The following is a 17,793-nucleotide window of genomic DNA, read 5'->3' as shown; positions in this document are numbered from 1 at the left end:
GGTCGGCGACCACCGGCAGCGCCGGGGCGGCGGCGATGCGGCTCGGCTGGAAGCCGCAGAGCGGCTCGCGCGCGCGGCTCATGCGCGGAATCCAGTTGGTCATGCCGCCGATGCCCGCGCGGATGAAGGCACAGCCTTCGCTGTCGACATACTGGTTGGCGCTGTAGCTTTCGGGCGGAAATTCCGCCGGAATGCCATCCTGCGCCGCGCCCGGACCCGCCGCGGCGAGCGCGAACGCCGAAGCGGTGAGTACTGTCCTGATCATCTGCCCCTGCCCCCGGAGTTTTCCCGAACCATGGCGCAGTGCCGCGAAGCTGTAAAGATTGCGCTACTTCGTGCCGAACATCCTGTCACCCGCATCCCCCAGTCCGGGCACGATGTAGCCGTGATCGTCGAGCTTCTCGTCGAGCGCCGCGGTGACGATCGGCACGTCAGGATGCGCCTCCTTCATCCGCGCGACACCCTCTGGCGCGGCCAGCAGACACAGGAAGATGATATCCTTGGCGCCCGCCTTCTTCAGCATGTCGATCGCCGCGACCGAGGAGTTGCCGGTGGCGAGCATCGGGTCCACGGCGATGGTCAGCCGCTCACCCAGGCCCTTGGGGACCTTGAAGTAATATTCCACCGGCTTGAGCGTCTCGGGGTCGCGGTAAAGACCGACGAAGCCGACGCGGGCCGAGGGGATCAGCTCGAGGATACCGTCGAGCAGGCCGTTGCCTGCCCGCAGGATCGAGATCAGCGCCAGCTTCTTGCCCTCGATCGCGGGCGCGTCCATCGGCTGCATCGGCGTGTCGATGCGGGTCGTGGTCATCGGCAGGTCGCGGGTGACCTCATAGGCCAGAAGCAGGCTGATCTCGCGCAAAAGCTGCCGGAAGCTCGCGGTCGAGGTGTCGGATTTGCGCATCAAGGTCAGCTTGTGCTGCACCAGCGGATGCGTGACGACGGTCAAATGTCGATCGGTGTGGCTCATGCCGCCTCCAGTTTCTGCAGGATCTGCGCGCGTGTGTCCTCGTCGCAGAAAGCCGCCTCGGCGGCAATGCGGTTCGACTGGCGCAGCCGCTCCTCCTCCCAGCCGAAATGCCGCTCCAGCATCTCGTATTCATGCGTCATGGTCGTGCCGAACCACGGCGGATCGTCGGTCGAGACGGTCACCCGCAGCCCGCGCGCGCGCAGCTCCTCGATCGGGTGGCTCTTCCAGTCCTTCACTGCGCCCAGCACGAGGTTCGACACCGGGCAGACCTCGAGCGTCACGCCCCTTTCGATCAGGTGATCGCACAAGCCGTGATCCGAGACGGCGTTGATGCCGTGCCCGATCCGGCTGCAGCCCAGAAAGTCCACGGTCTCGCGTACCATGTCCGGCCCGCCCCATTCGCCCGCATGGGCGGTGAGCCCGAGCCCCGCCTCGCGCGCCGCGTCATAGGCCCATGCGAAATCGCCGGGCCGATACATCATCTCCGCGCCCGCGAGGCCGAAGCCGGTGACAAAGCGCCCCGCCGTCTCGGCGGCGCAATGGGCGACGGGCTTGGCCGCCTCGGGGCCCAGATGGCGCAGGCAGGTGACGATCCCGCGCGAGGCGATGCCGAAGCTGCGCTCGGCCTCGTCGGAGGCCGCGACCATCGCATCGAGGTAATCGCGCCAGGCGCTCAGATCGCCGCCGCCGCAGAAATCGGGCGACAGGAAGAACTCGGTATAGACCACGCCCTGCTCGGCGCTCTGCTCCAGCACGGCGAGCATCAGGCGGCGGAAGTCCTCGGGGCGCTGCAGCACGGTGCAGGCCGCGTCATAGGCCTTGAGGAACCAGTCGAAGTCGCCGCGCACATAGCCGCCCTGGCTGTCGAAGATGCGGTCGATGTCGATCGACTTCTCGCGCGCGAGGCTGGCGATGAAGGAGGGCGGCGCCGCCCCTTCGAGATGCAGGTGCAGCTCGACCTTGGGCAGGGATCTGTAGCTCATGGCGCGGCCTCCGGATCGGGGGCGGGAATGTCGAGATGCCGCGCCGCCAGCGCGCCCACCTCCTCAAAGCCCATGAGGCCCAGCTCGCGCGCGCCGAGGCCGTGGCACAGCACCGGCACCCGCTCGCGCGTGTGGTCGGTGCCGGTGAAGGTCGGGTCGTTGCCGTGATCGGCGGTGACGATCACCAGATCGCCGTCGCGCAGGCGCGGCAGGATCTTTCCAAGCTCCGCGTCGAACCATTCGAGATGGCGCGCATAGCCCGCCACGTCGCGGCGATGGCCGAAATTGGTGTCGAACTCCACGAAATTGGCAAAGACGAGCGCGCCGTCCGCGGCCTCCTCCACGAGGTCCGACAGATGCTCCATCAGCTTGGCGTCCGGCCCCTTGCGCAGGTCGGTGATGCCGCGCATCGAGAAGATGTCGCCGATCTTGCCCACCGCGTGCACGTCGCGCCCCGCGCGCTTCGCACTGTCGAGCAGGGTGCGCCCCGGCGCGGCGATGGCGAAGTCGCGGCGGTTGGGCGTGCGGGTGAAGCCGGTGGCCTCGTCGCCGACGAAGGGGCGCGCGATAACGCGGCCGACCTTCATGTCGTGCAGCATCGGCGCCACGGCGCGGCACATGTCGAGAAGCCGGTCGAGCCCGAAGCGCTCCTCATGCGCGGCGATCTGCAGCACGCTGTCCACCGAGGTGTAGCAGATCGGCCAGCCCGTGCGCATGTGCTCGGGGCCTTCCTCGTCGATCACCACGGTGCCGCTCGCATGACGGTTGCCGAGGATGCCGTCGGTGCCCGCCGCCTGCATCAGCGCGCGGGTCACTTCGGTCGGGAAGGCGGGCGTTTCCTTGGGGAAATAATGCCACTCCCATGGGACCGGCACGCCGGCGAGCTCCCAATGGCCCGAAGGCGTGTCCTTGCCCATCGAAACCTCGGTCGCCGCCCCCCATGCACCGGAGGGCTCCGTGCCAAGGCCGGACGCGTCGAGGCCGGAGGCCAGCGCGATCGCGCGGCCCAGCCCCATCGCGTCGAGCACGGGTAGGCGCAGGGGCCCCGAGCGCCCCTCATCGGCCGCGCCCGCGGCGCAGGCTTCGGCGATGTGGCCCAGCGTGTTCGAGCCAGTGTCGGGGACGTCGCCGTTGAAGAACCTGTCGGCATCCGGCGCGCCGCCGATCCCGGCGCTGTCCATCACAAGAAGGAATACGCGCGTCATGGGTCCACCCTTTCTCTCACGAGATCATTGAGTTGCGGCGCATCGCCAATGGTGATGGCGCCGAGCAGCGCGGCCTGTGCCTTTTCGGCCTCGGCCTCGGTCGCGGCATGGATGCGCGCCAGCAGGTCGCCGGGGGAAAGCTTCGCCCCCAATCGCGCCATATCCGACAGCCCCACCGCCGGGTCGATCCGGTCGGTCTCGACCTTGCGCCCGCCGCCCAGGCCCACGACCGCATGGCCCAGCGCCTCGCCGTCGATGGCCGAAAGATGCCCCGCCTCGCGCGCCGTCACCTCGCGGATCACCGGGGCCTTGGGCAGATGCGCCTGCCAGTTCTCGGCCATGTCCGCCGGGCCGCCGAGACCGTGCAGCATCTTGGCAAACCGCTCCAACGCTGCGCCCGAGGCGATGGCATGGGCGATCTTTTCCTCGCCCTCGCCCTCGGCCCCGCCCGCCAGCGCCATGAGCCGACCGCCCAACGCCACGGTGAGATCGTGCAGCCGCGGTGCCGCGCGCCTGTCGCCCCCGAGGACCTGCATGATCACCGCCATTTCCGTGGCATTGCCCAAAGCGGGCGCGAGCGGCTGGTCCATGTCGGTGAGGAAGGCCGCCGTGGGGCAGCCCGCGCCATTGGCCGTCGCCACCAGCGCGCGGGCCAGCTCGCGGGCCTCGTCTTCGGACTTCATGAAGGCGCCCGAGCCGACCTTCACGTCGAGCACGAGGCCTTCGAGACCGGCGGCGAGCTTCTTGGACAGGATCGAGGCGGTGATGAGATCGACATGATCGACCGTGCCGGTCACGTCGCGTACCGCGTAGAGCCGCTTGTCGGCGGGGGCGATACGGCCCGTGGCGCCGACGATGGCGCAGCCCGTCTCCCGGGTGATCTCGCGCAGCTTCGCCTCGTCGACCTGCGTCGAAAGCCCCGGCACGGCTTCGAGCTTGTCGAGCGTGCCGCCGGTATGGCCCAGACCCCGGCCCGAGATCATCGGAACATAGACGCCGCAGGCCGCGAGCGCGGGCGCGAGCAGCAAGGAGACGCAGTCGCCCACCCCGCCGGTGGAATGCTTGTCGAGCACCGGGCCCGGCAGGTCCCAGCGCAGCCGGTCGCCGCTGTCGCACATGCCGGTGGTCAGCGCGACGCGCCCCGCCTCGCCCAGGCCCCGCAGGCAGACGGCCATGGCGAAGGCCCCGGCCTGCGCATCCGAGACGCTGCCATCGGCCAGCCCTTGGGCAAAGGCGCGGATCTCCTCCGGCGGCAGCGTTTCGCCGCGCCGCAGGGCGGCGATGAGACGGCGTGTCTCCATCAGGCGCGCTCCATCTGCGCCTGATCGAAGGCGCCGGGCAGCAGATCGCCCAGCGTCGTCTCGCGCGTGGTGCCGTCGGTCGTGGCCAGCGTGACCTTCACCTCGCCGCGGCCGAACTCGGCTAGCTTCTGGCGGCAGCCGCCGCAGGGCGAGACCGGCACCGGGCTGTCGGCGATCACCGCGACCTCGGCGATCTCGGCATCTCCGGCCGCAATCATCGCCGCGATGGCGCCCGCCTCGGCGCAGGTGCCCTCCGGATAGGCCACGTTCTCGACATTCACGCCGAGATAGACCTCGCCCGAGGCAGCGCGGATCGCGGCGCCGACCTTGAAGTTGGAATAGGGCGCATACGCGTTCTCGCGCACGCGGCGCGCATCATCGACCAGCGACATCGGGGCCTCCTCCGGATGGTTTGCCGAAAACAGTGTCGCGCGGCCCCTTTCGATGCAAGTCCGTCCTCGCGGAACCCCCGCCGCGGGGCCCGGGTTTCCCCGATGCCGTCCCAACCTAAGGAGCCACGCGATGATCGAGCCGACCAAATCCGTGCTGCCCGAGACCGAGGCCCGCACGCCAGACGATCCCGATGCGCCGATGAACCCCAAGCAGGCGGTGCTGCTGCGCGACCTGTGCGAGAAGACCGGCGAGGAATTCGACGCCTCGCTGACCGAAGCGCAGGCCGACGAGCGGATCAGGGTGCTGCAGGATCGAGACGAGGCGCGATAGGGCTTTCGCAGCCCCGCAGGAAAGGTTTAACACTGAACCATTCCGATCAGGGGAGAGACGAGGCGATGGCCGACAGCACTGACGACACCAGCCGCGGAGGCCCCGAGGGCCTTCGCAAGGCCGCGCTCGACTATCACCGGCTGCCCAAGCCCGGCAAGCTGGAGATCCGCGCGACCAAGCCGCTGGCCAATGGCCGCGACCTTTCGCGGGCCTATTCGCCCGGCGTCGCCGAGGCCTGTCTCGAGATCAAGTCCGACCCCGACACCGCGCGCGACTATACCTCGCGCGGCAATCTCGTCGCCGTGGTCACCAACGGCACCGCTGTTCTGGGGCTCGGCAACATCGGCGCGCTGGCCTCCAAGCCGGTGATGGAGGGCAAAGCGGTGCTCTTCAAGAAATTCGCCGACATCGACTGCTTCGACATCGAGCTCGAACAGAGCGACCCCGAGAAGCTCGCCGAGATCGTCTGCGCGCTGGAGCCGACCTTCGGCGCGATCAATCTCGAGGACATCAAGGCGCCCGACTGCTTCATCGTCGAGAAGATCTGCCGCGAGCGGATGAACATCCCGGTCTTTCACGACGACCAGCACGGCACCGCCATCGTCGTCGGCGCCGCCGCCACCAACGCGCTGCGCGTGGCGAACAAAAGCTTCGAGGAGATCAAGGTCGTCTCCACCGGCGGGGGTGCCGCGGGCATCGCCTGTCTCGACATGCTCTTGAAACTCGGGGTGAAGCGCGAGAACGTCTACCTGTGCGATCTCGCGGGCCTCGTCCACGAGGGCCGGACCGAGGACATGACGCCGCAGAAGGCCGCCTATGCCCAGCCCGGCGGGCCGCGCACGCTTGGGGAGGTGATCGACGGCGCCGACCTGTTCCTCGGCCTGTCCGGCCCCGGCGTGCTCAAGCCCGAGATGGTGGAGAAGATGGCCGAGCGGCCGATCATCTTCGCTCTGGCCAACCCCACGCCCGAGATCATGCCCGACCTCGCGCGCGAGGTGAAACCCGGCGCGATCATCGCCACCGGGCGGTCGGATTTTCCCAACCAGGTCAACAACGTCCTGTGCTTTCCCTTCATCTTCCGCGGCGCGCTCGACGTGGGCGCGACCACGATCAACGACGAGATGAAGATCGCCTGCATCGAGGGCATCGCCGCACTGGCGCGCGCCACGACAAGCGCCGAGGCGGCGGCAGCCTATAGCGGCGAGCAGCTCAGCTTCGGCCCTGATTACCTGATCCCCAAGCCCTTCGACCCGCGGCTGATGGGCGTCGTCGCCTCCGCCGTGGCAAAGGCCGCGATGGAGACCGGCGTCGCCGCCCGCCCGATCGCGGACATGGAGGCCTACAAGGTCCGGCTCGACAGCTCGGTGTTCAAATCGGCGCTGCTGATGCGGCCCGTCTTCGACGCCGCGCATTCGGCCGAGCGCAGGATCGTCTTTGCCGAGGGCGAGGACGAGCGCGTGCTGCGCGCAGCCCATGCGATGATCGAGGAGACCACTGACACGCCGATCCTGATCGGCCGCCCTGAGGTGATCGAGACCCGCTGCGAGCGGGCGGGCCTCACCATCCGCCCCGGCATCGACTTCGAGATCGTGAACCCCGAGAACGACCCGCGCTACCGCGATTACTGGGGCACCTATCACGAGATCATGGCGCGCAAGGGGGTCACCCCCGATCTCGCCAAGGCGATCATGCGCACCAACACCACCGCCATCGGCGCGGTGATGGTGCATCGCGGCGAGGCCGACAGCCTGATCTGCGGCACCTTCGGGCAGTATCTTTGGCACCTTAACTACATCGAGCAGGTGCTCGGCACGCCCGATCTGCACCCGGTGGGCGCGCTGAGCCTGATGATCCTCGAGGACGGCCCGCTCTTCGTGGCCGACACGCAGGTCCATGCCGAGCCGAGCCCCGAACAGATCGCCGAGACGGTGAAGGGCTGCGCGCGCCACATCCGCCGCTTCGGCATCGCGCCGCAGATCGCGCTCTGCTCGCATTCGCAGTTCGGCAATCTCGACATCGGCACCGGGCGGCGGATGCGCGCGGCGCTGGAGATCCTCGATTCCGAAACTTGCGATTTCGCCTATGAGGGCGAGATGCATGTCGATGCCGCACTCGACCCGGCCCTGCGCGAGCGGATCTTTCCCGGCGCACGGCTTTCCGGCGCGGCGAACTGCCTTGTCTTCGCCAACACCGACGCGGCCTCGGGCGTGCGCAACATCCTCAAGATGAAGGGCGCGGGGCTCGAGGTCGGCCCGATCCTGATGGGGATGGGCAACCGCGCGCATATCGTGACGCCCTCGATCACCGCGCGCGGGCTGCTCAACATGTCGGCCATCGCCGGAACGCCCGTCGCGCATTACGGCTGAAGCGCCGCCTCCTTTCCCGCCCACCGGGGGAAAGGAGGCGCGCCCTCCCCCCGTTCCTCTTTCTTCGGATACGCAAATCCCCCGCCAGCCCGAAACGCTGCGGCGGCACTTGCCCGAACCCCTTGGGCGGGCGTAGGATTTCGCCCGAGGGAGGACTGTCATGACATACGCGGACGTCTATGAAAGCTGGCGCTCGGACCCCGAGGGCTTCTGGTTGCAGGCGGCGCGGGCCATCGACTGGCACCGTTTTCCCACCCGGGCCCTGACGGAAGAGACCGATCCGGTGCCGCAGTGGTATCCTGACGGCATGGTCAACGGCTGCTACAACGCGCTCGACCGCCACGTGGCCGAGGGCCGCGCGCATGACGTCGCCATCATCCACGACAGCCCGGTCACCGAAAGCCGGCAGGAGATCACCTATGCCGAGCTTCTGGGCCGCGTCGCCCGACTTGCCGGGGCGCTGCACGCGCGCGGCGTGGGCAAGGGCGACCGGGTGGTGATCTACATGCCGATGATCCCCGAGACGGTGGAGGCGATGCTGGCCTGCGCCCGGATCGGCGCGATTCATTGCGTCGTCTTCGGCGGCTTTGCCGCGCGCGAGCTGGCGGTGCGGATCGACGATTGCCGCCCCAAGGCGATCCTCGCGGGCTCCTGCGGGATCGAGCCCAATCGCGTCGTCGCCTACAAACCGCTGCTCGATGCCGCGCTGCGCGAGGCCGATCACAAGCCGGAGTTCTGCGTGATCCTGCAACGCCCGCAGGCGATGGCCGAGATCGAGCATGGCCGCGATTTCGAGTGGCACGATTTCCAGGAAGAGGCCGAGCCCGTCGACTGCCTCCCTGTCGAGGCCAACCACCCGGCCTATATCCTCTACACCTCGGGCACGACCGGAAAGCCCAAGGGCGTGGTGCGCCCCACCGGTGGCCATCTCGTGGCGCTGCACTGGACCATGAAGAACATCTACAACACCGATCCCGGCGAGGTGTTCTGGGCCGCCTCGGACGTGGGCTGGGTCGTGGGCCACAGCTACATCTGCTACGGGCCATTGCTGCACGGCAACACCACGCTGATCTACGAGGGCAAGCCCGTCGGTACGCCCGATGCGGGCGCCTTCTGGCGGGTGATCGCGCGCAACAAGGTGCGCACGCTCTTCACCGCCCCCACCGCGCTGCGCGCGATCAAGCGCGAGGATCCGGGCGGGCGGATGGCGCGCGAGCACGATCTGTCGGGCCTGCGCGCGATCTATCTCGCCGGCGAACGGGCCGACCCCGACACCGTGGCCTGGGCGCGCGATGTGGCGGGCGTGCCGGTTTACGACCACTGGTGGCAGACCGAGACCGGCTACACCATCGCCGGCAACCCGGTGGGGATCGAGGCGCTTCCAGTGAAGGACGGCTCATCTACCGTGCCGATGCCGGGCTACGAGGTGCATATCCTCGACGAGGCGGGGCGCGAGGTGCCGCGCGGCAGCCTCGGCGCGGTGGCGATCAAGCTGCCGCTGCCGCCGGGCACGCTCTCGGGCATCTGGGGCGACGAGGACCGCTTCCGACGCAGCTATCTCTCGGCCTATCCGGGCTACTACGCCTCGGGCGACGCCGGGATGATCGACGAGGACGGCTATGTCTCGATCCTCGCGCGGACCGACGACGTGATCAACGTGGCCGGGCACAGGCTTTCGACCGGGGGGATGGAGGAGGTGCTGGCCGATCACCCGGACGTGGCCGAATGCGCGGTGATCGGCGTGGCCGATCCGCTCAAGGGCCAGCTGCCGATGGGGTTTTTATGCCTCAACCGCAGCTGCGCGCGCCCGGCCGAGGAGATCGCCCGCGAGGCGGTGGATCTGGTGCGCGAGCGGGTCGGCCCGGTGGCGGCGTTCAAGCTCGCGGTGGTGGTGGAGCGGCTGCCCAAGACGCGTTCGGGCAAGATCCTGCGCGCGACCATGACCGGGATCGCGGATGGCAAGGATGTCGCCATCCCCGCGACGATCGACGATCCGGCCATCCTCGACGAGCTGCGCGCCGCGATGTCGCCGCTGGGCTACGGGGTGCCGCGCGACGCGGCGGGCTGAGCCGCGCTCAGGCGAACTGCTCGCGGATCAGCCGCTCCTCCAGCCCGTGGCCGGGGTCGAACAGGATGCGGTGCCGCACCCGCGGCTCCGAGCGGATCTCGACCGCGACCACGTCGCGCACCAGCCGGCTGTCGGCATCGGCCATGACGGGGCGCTTCTCGGCCTCCAGCACCTCGAAGCGCACGGTGGCGCCCGTGGGCAAAAGCGCGCCGCGCCAGCGCCGGGGCCGGAAGGGCGCAATGGCGGTGAGCGCCAGCACATCCGCCCCGATCGGCAGGATCGGGCCGTAGGCAGAATAGTTGTAGGCGGTCGAGCCCGCGGGCGTGGCCAGAAGCGCGCCGTCGCAGACCAGCTCCTCGAGCCGGACGCGCCCGTCGACGATGACCTTGAGCTTGGCCGCCTGCGGCCCCGCGCGCAAAAGGCTCACCTCGTTGATCCCGAGGCCCCGATGCACCTCGCCCGAGGCGGTCTCGGCGGTCATGGCGAGCGGGTTGATGATCGCCTCCTCGGCGGCGGCGAGCCGCTCGGGCAGGTCGTCCTCGGAAAAGGCGTTCATCAGGAAGCCCACCGTGCCGCGGTTCATGCCGTAGACCGGCAGGTCAAGCGCCTCGGTGCCGTGCAGCGTCTGCAGCATGAAGCCATCGCCGCCCAGCGCCACGACGATCTCGGCCTCTTCGAGCGGATGATCCCCGTAGCGCGCCGCAAGCCGGGCGCGCGTGTCCTGCGCGACGGCGGTTTCGCTGGCCAGAAAGGCGATGCGGTCGGTGCCCAAAGTCGTCTCCCCCAAAGCTGTGGGAAACTTGTCGGCCAGCGCCCGGCGAAAGGCAAGCCGAAGAGCTTTCGCCGCAAACGGGGGGCATGGCGGCGGTTTCGGGGCTTTTGGCCCCCTTATCGCTAGGTTAAGAAAACCGCGACGCAACCCCTCACGAGGTGTCCGAGATGAACGCATCCACCCGCGACGACGGCTTCTTCACCGAAACGCTTGCCACGCGCGACCCCGAGCTCGCGAAGGCGATCACCGACGAGCTCGGCCGTCAGCGCCACGAGATCGAGCTGATCGCCAGCGAGAACATCGTCTCGGCTGCCGTGCTCGAAGCGCAAGGCTCGGTTCTCACCAACAAATACGCCGAAGGCTATCCGGGCCGGCGCTATTACGGCGGCTGCGAATTCGCCGACGTGGCCGAGAACCTCGCCATCAGCCGCGCCAAGCAGCTCTTCTCCTGCGACTTCGCCAATGTGCAGCCCAACTCCGGCTCCCAGGCGAACCAGGGCGTGTTCCAGGCGCTGCTGCAGCCCGGCGACACCATCCTCGGCATGAGCCTCGATGCGGGCGGTCACCTGACCCACGGCGCCAAGCCGAACCAGTCGGGCAAGTGGTTCAACGCCGTGCAATACGGCGTGCGCCAGCAGGACCAGCAGATCGACTACGATCAGATCCAGAGCCTCGCCACCGAGCATCAGCCCAAGATGATTATTGCCGGCGGTTCGGCCATTCCGCGCATCATCGACTTCGCCCGCATGCGCGAGATCGCCGACAGCGTCGGCGCCTATCTCCTCGTCGACATGGCGCATTTCGCGGGCCTCGTGGCGGCGGGCATCTACCCCTCGCCCTTCCCGCACGCCCATGTCGCCACCACCACCACGCACAAGACCCTGCGCGGCCCGCGCGGCGGCATGATCCTCACCAATGACGAGGCCATCGCCAAGAAGGTCAACTCCGCGATCTTCCCCGGCATCCAGGGCGGGCCGCTCATGCATGTCATCGCCGGCAAGGCCGTGGCCTTCGGCGAGGCGCTGCGCCCCGAGTTCAAGACCTACCAGGAACAGGTCGTGAAGAACGCGCAGGCGCTGGCCGATCAGCTGATGAAGGGCGGGCTCGACATCGTGACGGGTGGCACCGACAGCCACCTGATGCTCGTCGACCTGCGCCCCAAGGGGGTGAAGGGCAACGCCACCGAGGATGCGCTGGGCCGCGCCAACATCACCTGCAACAAGAACGGCATCCCCTTCGACCCCGAAAAGCCCGCCGTGACCTCGGGCATCCGCCTGGGCTCTCCCGCGGGCACGACGCGCGGCTTCGGCGAGGTGGAGTTCCGGCAGATCGCCGACTGGATCGTCGAGGTGACCGAGGGGCTGGCCAAGAACGGGCCCGAGGGCAATGCCGAGGTCGAGGAGAAGGTGCGCGGCGAAGTCGAAGAGCTGTGCAAGCGCTTCCCGCTCTACCCTTCGCTCTGAAGATCCTGGCGCGGGGTCACAGCACCTCGCGCCACAACACCCCCGCGATCAGCGCGGCGATGAGGATCGTGGCGACGGTGCGCGCCCGCTTGATCCACACGGCCCGGCGTAGCGCGTGGCGCAGCTCGTCGGGCTCCTCGGCCATGAGCCAGCTCTGCACGGTGACATAGGCCGTCTCCACCCGCTCCATGTCGATCCCCTCGGCCCGTCCGGGCATCCGCGCCACGGCCTCGGCGGCGGCGAGGAAACGCGCGCGCGACAGGATCTCGGGCGGCAGGACGGGGGCGGCATGGTCGAGGCGATCGCCGAGAGTATTTCCCTCGACCCCCGCCCTGTCGGACAGAAGCCGGGAAATCTCGCGCGTCCAGCCGGTTATCGTGGTGCGGTCCATCCCTTTTGTTAGCGCCCCCGGCCCCGGCACTCAATGGGCAGCAAGGGGGCTGGCGGCATCGGGCGCATGCGCTACAACCATTTCCATGCTCAATACCATTCTCACCGGAGAGCCCTCCGACCGCCCGCCCCTCCTGATCGTCCACGGCCTGTTCGGCTCGGCCCGCAACTGGGGCGTCATCGCGCGCCGCATCGGCACCGACCGGCAGGTGATCTCGGTCGACATGCGCAACCACGGCGACAGCCACTGGACCGAGAGCCACGACTACTTCGGCATGGCCGAGGATCTGGCCGAGGTGCTGGAGCATCACGGACGCGCGGACGTGCTCGGCCACTCCATGGGCGGCAAGGCGTCGATGGTCCTCGCCCTCACCCGCCCCGACCTCGTTCGCCGCCTGATCGTCGCCGACATCGCGCCGGTGGGCTATGGACATGACCAGTTGGACAACATCCGCAAGATGAAGCAGGTCGATCTGGAGAAGATCGCATCGCGCGCCGAGGCGACCGAGATGATGGGCGATCTGGAGGCCGCGACGGCGGCGTTCTTCCTGCAATCGCTGGATCTTCAGGAGAAGCGCTGGAAGCTGAACCTCGACGTGCTGGAGCGCGACATGGAGACCATTCTGGGCTTTCCGGAGGTCGAGGGGCGCTTTGACGGCCCGGCGCTGTTCCTGTCGGGGGCGAAGTCGTCCTACGTCACGCCCGCGCACCACGCGGCGGTCGAGGCGCTGTTTCCCGAGGCGGTGATGGAGGAGATCGCGGGCGCGGGGCATTGGCTGCACGCCGAAAAGCCGCGCGAGGTCGAGGCGGCGGTGCGGGGCTTCATCGAAGGCTGAGCGCCCCCTCGCGCCGGTGTGATCATCGGCGCGGGGAACGGTTTGGAGCCCGGAACATTATACGAACTCCAACACAGGAGATCGTGCCATGACCGACAACCCCAAGAGCCATCCGCAGGGCAACGCCGAGAAGGACCCGGAGGATTGGGTCACCGGCGACGAGAGGATGACCGGCGCGCAGGCGAGCTATCTCAAGACGCTGTGCGAAGAGGCCGGCGAAGAGTTCGACGATGGGCTGACCAAAGCCGAAGCCAGCGAGCGAATCGATGCGTTGCAGGAGAAGAGTGGGCGGGGGTGAAAACTGCCTTCCTTCTCAGCTTTCCCTTGATACAACCCCAACGAGTGCTTAGATTTGCTCCGCAGGGATAGGAGGAACTGTGAAGGCGTTTATTTCATACTCACATGCAGATTATAGATATGTCGAAAGACTGCATGTTCACTTAAAGCCTCTCAAGCGGCAAAATGGACTAGAAACTTGGTATGACCGAGACCTTCTGGCTGGCGATTATCTTGATAAAGAGGTGATGCAGAATCTCGAAGACAGCGATATATTCATCGCCATGACCTCCCCCGACTTCATTGCCTCCGATTACTGCTATAGTACGGAAATGAAGCGCGCAGTTGATCTTCAAAATAGCGGCTGTCTTCGCATTGTCTCGATCATTCTTGAACCATGCCAATGGAAAGACACTCCATTAGCAAAGTTCCTAGTAACGCCCCGTGACGGGAAGCCGATATCAGAGCACACTAGTGAAAACTCAGCCTTCTTATATATTGCCGATGCGATAAAGAATGTTCTATCGGATGCGGCCCGCAAGAGCAATACTACCGAGGCTCGCTCTAATATAGGCCTTATAGAAACAAATCTTGCCCGTGATGCAGATATTTCAACACGCTATCGGAGCAAGAAGATATTTAGCGACATTGATCGCGCGCAATTCAGAGATCAGGCATTTGAAACAGTTGCCCACCATATAAAGAACGCTCTTTTGGAGATCGATGCGATTGACGGGATTACCACAAGATTTGACCCATTCGGACCTTCTTCCTTTTCCGCATCAATAGCCAACAGAAATATATCCAAAACAGAACACATCACTGTACACTCTGGTGCGGGTTCTTATCTAGGTGATATCTTCTTTTCACATGGTGAGCGCCAAGGACAAAACACTTCGAACGGATCATTCAATATTAATTTCGATGATTTCGAGATGTACTTTGACACCAACTACTTTTCGTTTGGAGGGCAAAACACTACAAGACTTCAAGCCAACGATGTCGCAGAAAAAATCCTCAAGGATTTAATTGAGAGGTCGGGACTAACGTATGCCTAAGAAAAGATTTACTTGTAAGAACTGTGGAGAAAGGTTTGAGCTTGAGCTTCTTACTAAAGAAGAAGCTCAAGCTCAGCGCGACAAAGGTCGCCCCCCGGGGCAAGCCCATTGTCCCCGATGTAATCGGTGGGATCCTAGAGACGGCTGGGACTAACTATCCATCTTCAGAGCCGAAATGAACGCTTCCTGCGGAATGTCCACCTTGCCGAACTGACGCATCTTCTTCTTGCCCGCCTTCTGCTTGTCCAAGAGCTTGCGCTTCCGGGTCGCGTCGCCGCCATAGCACTTGGCCGTCACGTCCTTGCGCATCGCGGAGAGCGTCTCGCGCGCGATCACCTTGCCGCCGATCGCGGCCTGGATCGGGATCTTGAACATGTGGCGGGGGATCAGGTCCTTCAGCTTCTCGACCATCGCCCTGCCCCGCATCTCGGCCCGGTCGCGGTGCACCATCATCGACAGCGCGTCGACCGGCTCGTCGTTGACGAGGATCGACATCTTCACGAGGTTGTCCTGCCGGTAGCCGGTGATCTGGTAGTCGAAGCTGGCGTAGCCCTTGGTCACCGATTTCAGCCGGTCGTAGAAGTCGAACACCACCTCGTTGAGCGGCAGGTCATAGACCACGAGCGGGCGCGAGCCCGCATAGGTCAGCTCCTGCTGGATGCCGCGCCGGTCCTGGCAGAGCTTGAGCACGTCGCCCAAGTAGTCGTCGGGAACCATGATCGTCGCCTTGATCCGCGGCTCCTCGATGTGGCTGACGAGGGTCATGTCGGGCATGTCGGCGGGGTTGTGCAGCTCGACCATCTCGCCGTCCTTGAGATGGACGTTGTAGACGACCGAGGGGGCGGTGGTGATCAGGTCGATGTTGTATTCGCGGTCGATCCGGTCGCGGATGACTTCGAGGTGCAGCAGGCCAAGGAAACCGCAGCGGAAGCCGAAGCCGAGCGCCGCCGAGGTTTCCATCTCGTAGGAGAAGGAGGCGTCGTTGAGCGCGAGCTTCTCGATGGCGTTGCGCAGATCCTCGAACTCGGCCGAATCGACCGGGAAGAGGCCGCAGAACACCACCGGCACGGAGGGCGCGAAGCCCGGCAGCGGCGCGTCGGTGCCCTTTTTCTCATGGGTGATGGTGTCGCCCACCTTGGTGTCGCGCACCTGCTTGATCGAGGCGGTGAGAAAGCCGATCTCGCCCGGCCCCAGCTCATCGACGGGCAGCATGCCGGGCCGGAACACGCCGATCCGGTCGACCTGATGCACGGTGCCGTTCTGCATGAACTTCACGCGGTCGTTCTTTTTCAGCACGCCGTCCATGATCCGCACGAGCACGACGACGCCGAGGTAGAGGTCGTACCAGGAATCCACCAGCATCGCCTTGAGCGGCGCGTCGCGCTCGCCCTTGGGCGCGGGCAGGCGGTGGACGATGGCTTCCAGCGTCTCGCGGATGCCCTCGCCGGTCTTGGCCGAGACGAGCATCGCCTCGGAGGCGTCGATGCCGATCACGTCCTCGATCTGCGCCTTGATCCGGTCGGGCTCCGAGGCTGGAAGGTCGATCTTGTTGAGCACCGGGACGATCTCGTGATCGGCGTCCAGCGCGTGGTAGACGTTGGCCAGCGTCTGCGCCTCGACCCCTTGGGTCGAATCGACCACCAGCAGAGAGCCTTCGACCGCGCGCATGGAGCGGGAGACCTCGTAGGCGAAATCGACGTGGCCGGGCGTGTCGATCAGGTTCAGGACATAGGTCTCGCCATTGAGCGCCTTGTACTCGATCCGGACGGTCTGCGCCTTGATGGTGATGCCGCGCTCGCGCTCGATGTCCATGCTGTCGAGCAGCTGGGCCTTCATCTCGCGGTCCTGCACCGTTCCGGTCGACTGGATCAGCCGGTCGGCAAGCGTCGATTTACCGTGGTCGATATGCGCCACGATGGAGAAGTTGCGGATGTGCGAAAGCTCGGTCATGGCCCGCATATGCAGGGCTTCGGGCCTTCGGTCAATGGGGCGGCGCGGCGCGGGCGCGGGCGCGCGCTCACGCCATCGTGAGGCAAGGGCCTGCGCGGCGGTGAGCGGGTCGAATTGCACGCGCCTTCGGAGTGCGTCATCCTGACGGCTGGCAGAGCAGCACCGCGATCCGGGTCAACCCGGGCCGGTTCATACGGGGATTTGGGGCATGCGCATCAAGATCGGCATCCTGGCACTACTGACATTGGCGGCCTGCGGCGGCGGACCTTCGGGACCGATCAGCCGCGCCTGCGAGGCGGGCGGACGGCCCGGCGCCAACAAGATGCTGTGTTCCTGCGTGCAGGGCGTGGCGGATGACACGCTCTCGGGCAGCGAGCAGCGCCGCGCGGCGAAGTTCTTCAAGGACCCGCAAAAGGCGCAAGACACGCGGCAGGGCGACGGGACGGCGGCATTCTGGCGCCGCTACAGGGCCTTTGCCGATCGCGCCGAGGCTGTCTGCCGCTAAGGCTGGACAGGGCGCGCGCGGGGGGCGACAACTCGGGGCCATGAGCATCGATATCGAGGATCTGGCCGCGCGGATCGCGGCGGGCGAACGCCGGGCGCTGGCGCGCGGCATCACGCTGGTCGAAAGCACCCGCGCCGATCACCGCGCCGCGGCCGAGGCGCTGCTCGGCCATTTGGCCGATCCGTCGCGCATGGCGCTCCGGGTCGGGCTCTCGGGCACGCCGGGGGTGGGCAAGTCGAGCGTCATCGAAGCGCTGGGGCTGCGGCTGACGGGTGCGGGGCACCGCGTGGCGGTGCTGGCGGTCGATCCCTCCTCCACCCGCTCGGGCGGCTCGATCCTTGGCGACAAGACACGGATGGAGCGGCTGAGCCGCGACCCCCATGCCTTCATCCGTCCCTCCCCCGCCGCGGCGCAGCTCGGCGGCGTGGCGCGGCGCACCCGCGAGGCGATGATGCTGTGCGAGGCGGCGGGCTTCGACGTGGTGATCGTCGAGACGGTGGGCGTGGGCCAATCCGAGACGCTGGTCTCGCGGATGACGGATGTGTTCCTTTTGCTGCTCGCCCCCGCGGGGGGCGACGAGCTGCAGGGCGTCAAGCGCGGGATCATGGAGATCGCCGATCTCGTGCTGGTCAACAAGGCCGATGGCGATCTCGCGGCGCAGGCGATGCGCACCCGGGCCGATTACGCGGGCGCCTTGCGGCTGATGCGGGCGCGCGACACCGACCCCGAGGGCATCCCGGCGGCGCGCACCATCTCGGCGCTGACCGGCGACGGGCTTTCGGAGGCCTGGGCCGAGGTCGAGCGGCTGGCGGCGTGGCGGCGCGAGAGCGGCGTGACGGCGCGGCGGCGCGCGGCGCAGGCCGGGCAATGGTTCGAGGACGAGCTGCGCGCGCGCATCGAGGCGCTGCTGAGCTCGGACCGCGCCCT

Annotated in this window: 17 protein-coding genes and 1 pseudogene; 9 read left to right on the top strand and 9 right to left on the bottom strand. The window is 66.9% G+C overall.

Translation table 11 applies throughout. The features are described from left to right. The 6 genes and pseudogenes from NHG85_RS06755 to NHG85_RS06730 all read right to left on the bottom strand — a co-directional run. A pseudogene (locus NHG85_RS06755) lies at positions 1-265 on the bottom strand (SPOR domain-containing protein); the annotation flags it as partial. Between the two features lie 63 nt (positions 266-328). Continuing rightward, positions 329-970 (bottom strand): uracil phosphoribosyltransferase, encoded by a 642-nt coding sequence (gene upp, locus NHG85_RS06750; RefSeq protein ID WP_253330988.1) that lies wholly within the window; start codon positions 968-970, stop codon positions 329-331. Continuing rightward, positions 967-1,953, bottom strand: a complete 987-nt coding sequence (locus NHG85_RS06745) for an adenosine deaminase (RefSeq protein WP_253330986.1) — start codon at positions 1,951-1,953, stop codon at positions 967-969. The genes upp and NHG85_RS06745 overlap by 4 nt, the downstream gene beginning before the upstream one ends. Further along, a complete protein-coding gene (locus NHG85_RS06740; protein WP_253330984.1) occupies positions 1,950-3,158 on the bottom strand; it encodes a phosphopentomutase in 1,209 nt (402 codons plus the stop codon). Before NHG85_RS06740 ends, NHG85_RS06745 begins: the two co-directional genes overlap by 4 nt. Beyond that, positions 3,155-4,459, bottom strand: a complete 1,305-nt coding sequence (locus tag NHG85_RS06735) for a thymidine phosphorylase (RefSeq protein WP_253330982.1) — start codon at positions 4,457-4,459, stop codon at positions 3,155-3,157. Before NHG85_RS06735 ends, NHG85_RS06740 begins: the two co-directional genes overlap by 4 nt. After that, positions 4,459-4,851, bottom strand: a complete 393-nt coding sequence (locus NHG85_RS06730; RefSeq protein WP_253330980.1) for a cytidine deaminase — start codon at positions 4,849-4,851, stop codon at positions 4,459-4,461. The genes NHG85_RS06735 and NHG85_RS06730 overlap by 1 nt, the downstream gene beginning before the upstream one ends. Before the next feature lie 130 nt (positions 4,852-4,981). On the opposite strand from NHG85_RS06730, the gene NHG85_RS06725 reads away from it, so the two are divergent. The 3 genes from NHG85_RS06725 (at position 4,982) to NHG85_RS06715 (ending at position 9,616) form a co-directional block, all read left to right on the top strand. Next, positions 4,982-5,182 carry a DUF3072 domain-containing protein gene (locus NHG85_RS06725; protein WP_253330978.1) on the top strand — a complete coding sequence of 67 codons (201 nt, stop codon included), beginning with the start codon at positions 4,982-4,984 and terminating at the stop codon, positions 5,180-5,182. A gap of 65 nt (positions 5,183-5,247) precedes the next feature. Next, the gene (locus NHG85_RS06720) at positions 5,248-7,548 is read left to right on the top strand and encodes an NADP-dependent malic enzyme (protein ID WP_253330976.1); all 2,301 of its coding nucleotides are present in this window, start codon (positions 5,248-5,250) and stop codon (positions 7,546-7,548) included. A 160-nt stretch (positions 7,549-7,708) separates the two neighbouring features. Beyond that, complete coding sequence (locus tag NHG85_RS06715; RefSeq protein ID WP_253330974.1) at positions 7,709-9,616, top strand: AMP-binding protein; 1,908 nt, start codon at positions 7,709-7,711, stop codon at positions 9,614-9,616. A gap of 7 nt (positions 9,617-9,623) precedes the next feature. Here NHG85_RS06715 and NHG85_RS06710 read toward each other — a convergent pair whose 3' ends face one another. Then, complete coding sequence (locus NHG85_RS06710; RefSeq protein WP_253330972.1) at positions 9,624-10,388, bottom strand: NAD kinase; 765 nt, start codon at positions 10,386-10,388, stop codon at positions 9,624-9,626. A 167-nt stretch (positions 10,389-10,555) separates the two neighbouring features. Here NHG85_RS06710 and glyA point away from each other — a divergent pair, with 167 nt between their 5' ends. Continuing rightward, a complete protein-coding gene (glyA, locus tag NHG85_RS06705) occupies positions 10,556-11,851 on the top strand; it encodes a serine hydroxymethyltransferase (RefSeq protein WP_253330970.1) in 1,296 nt (431 codons plus the stop codon). A gap of 16 nt (positions 11,852-11,867) precedes the next feature. Here the strand turns inward: glyA and NHG85_RS06700 are convergent, their stop codons facing one another. Next, entirely contained in the window at positions 11,868-12,242 is a 375-nt protein-coding gene (locus tag NHG85_RS06700) for a hypothetical protein (protein WP_253330966.1), read from the bottom strand. A gap of 85 nt (positions 12,243-12,327) precedes the next feature. Here NHG85_RS06700 and NHG85_RS06695 point away from each other — a divergent pair, with 85 nt between their 5' ends. From NHG85_RS06695 to NHG85_RS06685, 3 genes are all read left to right on the top strand, one after another. Further along, the gene (locus NHG85_RS06695; protein WP_253330965.1) at positions 12,328-13,077 is read left to right on the top strand and encodes an alpha/beta fold hydrolase; all 750 of its coding nucleotides are present in this window, start codon (positions 12,328-12,330) and stop codon (positions 13,075-13,077) included. Positions 13,078-13,165: 88 nt separating this feature from the next. Further along, the gene (locus NHG85_RS06690; protein ID WP_253330964.1) at positions 13,166-13,375 is read left to right on the top strand and encodes a DUF3072 domain-containing protein; all 210 of its coding nucleotides are present in this window, start codon (positions 13,166-13,168) and stop codon (positions 13,373-13,375) included. 79 nt (positions 13,376-13,454) lie between these two features. After that, positions 13,455-14,411 (top strand): toll/interleukin-1 receptor domain-containing protein, encoded by a 957-nt coding sequence (locus NHG85_RS06685; protein WP_253330963.1) that lies wholly within the window; start codon positions 13,455-13,457, stop codon positions 14,409-14,411. Positions 14,412-14,561: 150 nt separating this feature from the next. On the opposite strand, the gene lepA is transcribed toward NHG85_RS06685, so the two are convergent. Further along, positions 14,562-16,361 carry a translation elongation factor 4 gene (gene lepA, locus NHG85_RS06680; RefSeq protein ID WP_253330962.1) on the bottom strand — a complete coding sequence of 600 codons (1,800 nt, stop codon included), beginning with the start codon at positions 16,359-16,361 and terminating at the stop codon, positions 14,562-14,564. A 208-nt stretch (positions 16,362-16,569) separates the two neighbouring features. Here lepA and NHG85_RS06675 point away from each other — a divergent pair, with 208 nt between their 5' ends. Next, on the top strand, positions 16,570-16,866 hold the full coding sequence (locus tag NHG85_RS06675) for an arginine transporter (protein WP_253330961.1): 297 nt from the start codon (positions 16,570-16,572) through the stop codon (positions 16,864-16,866). Positions 16,867-16,912: 46 nt separating this feature from the next. Beyond that, positions 16,913-17,793: methylmalonyl Co-A mutase-associated GTPase MeaB (meaB, locus tag NHG85_RS06670; RefSeq protein WP_370362986.1), on the top strand; the 881-nt coding region annotated here is incomplete at its 3' end.

This window comes from Limimaricola litoreus (assembly GCF_024159025.1).
Classification (GTDB): Bacteria; Pseudomonadota; Alphaproteobacteria; order Rhodobacterales; family Rhodobacteraceae; genus Limimaricola; species Limimaricola litoreus.
The sequence above is the reverse complement of the archived record's forward strand: the minus strand, read 5'-3'. Positions and strand labels throughout refer to the sequence as shown.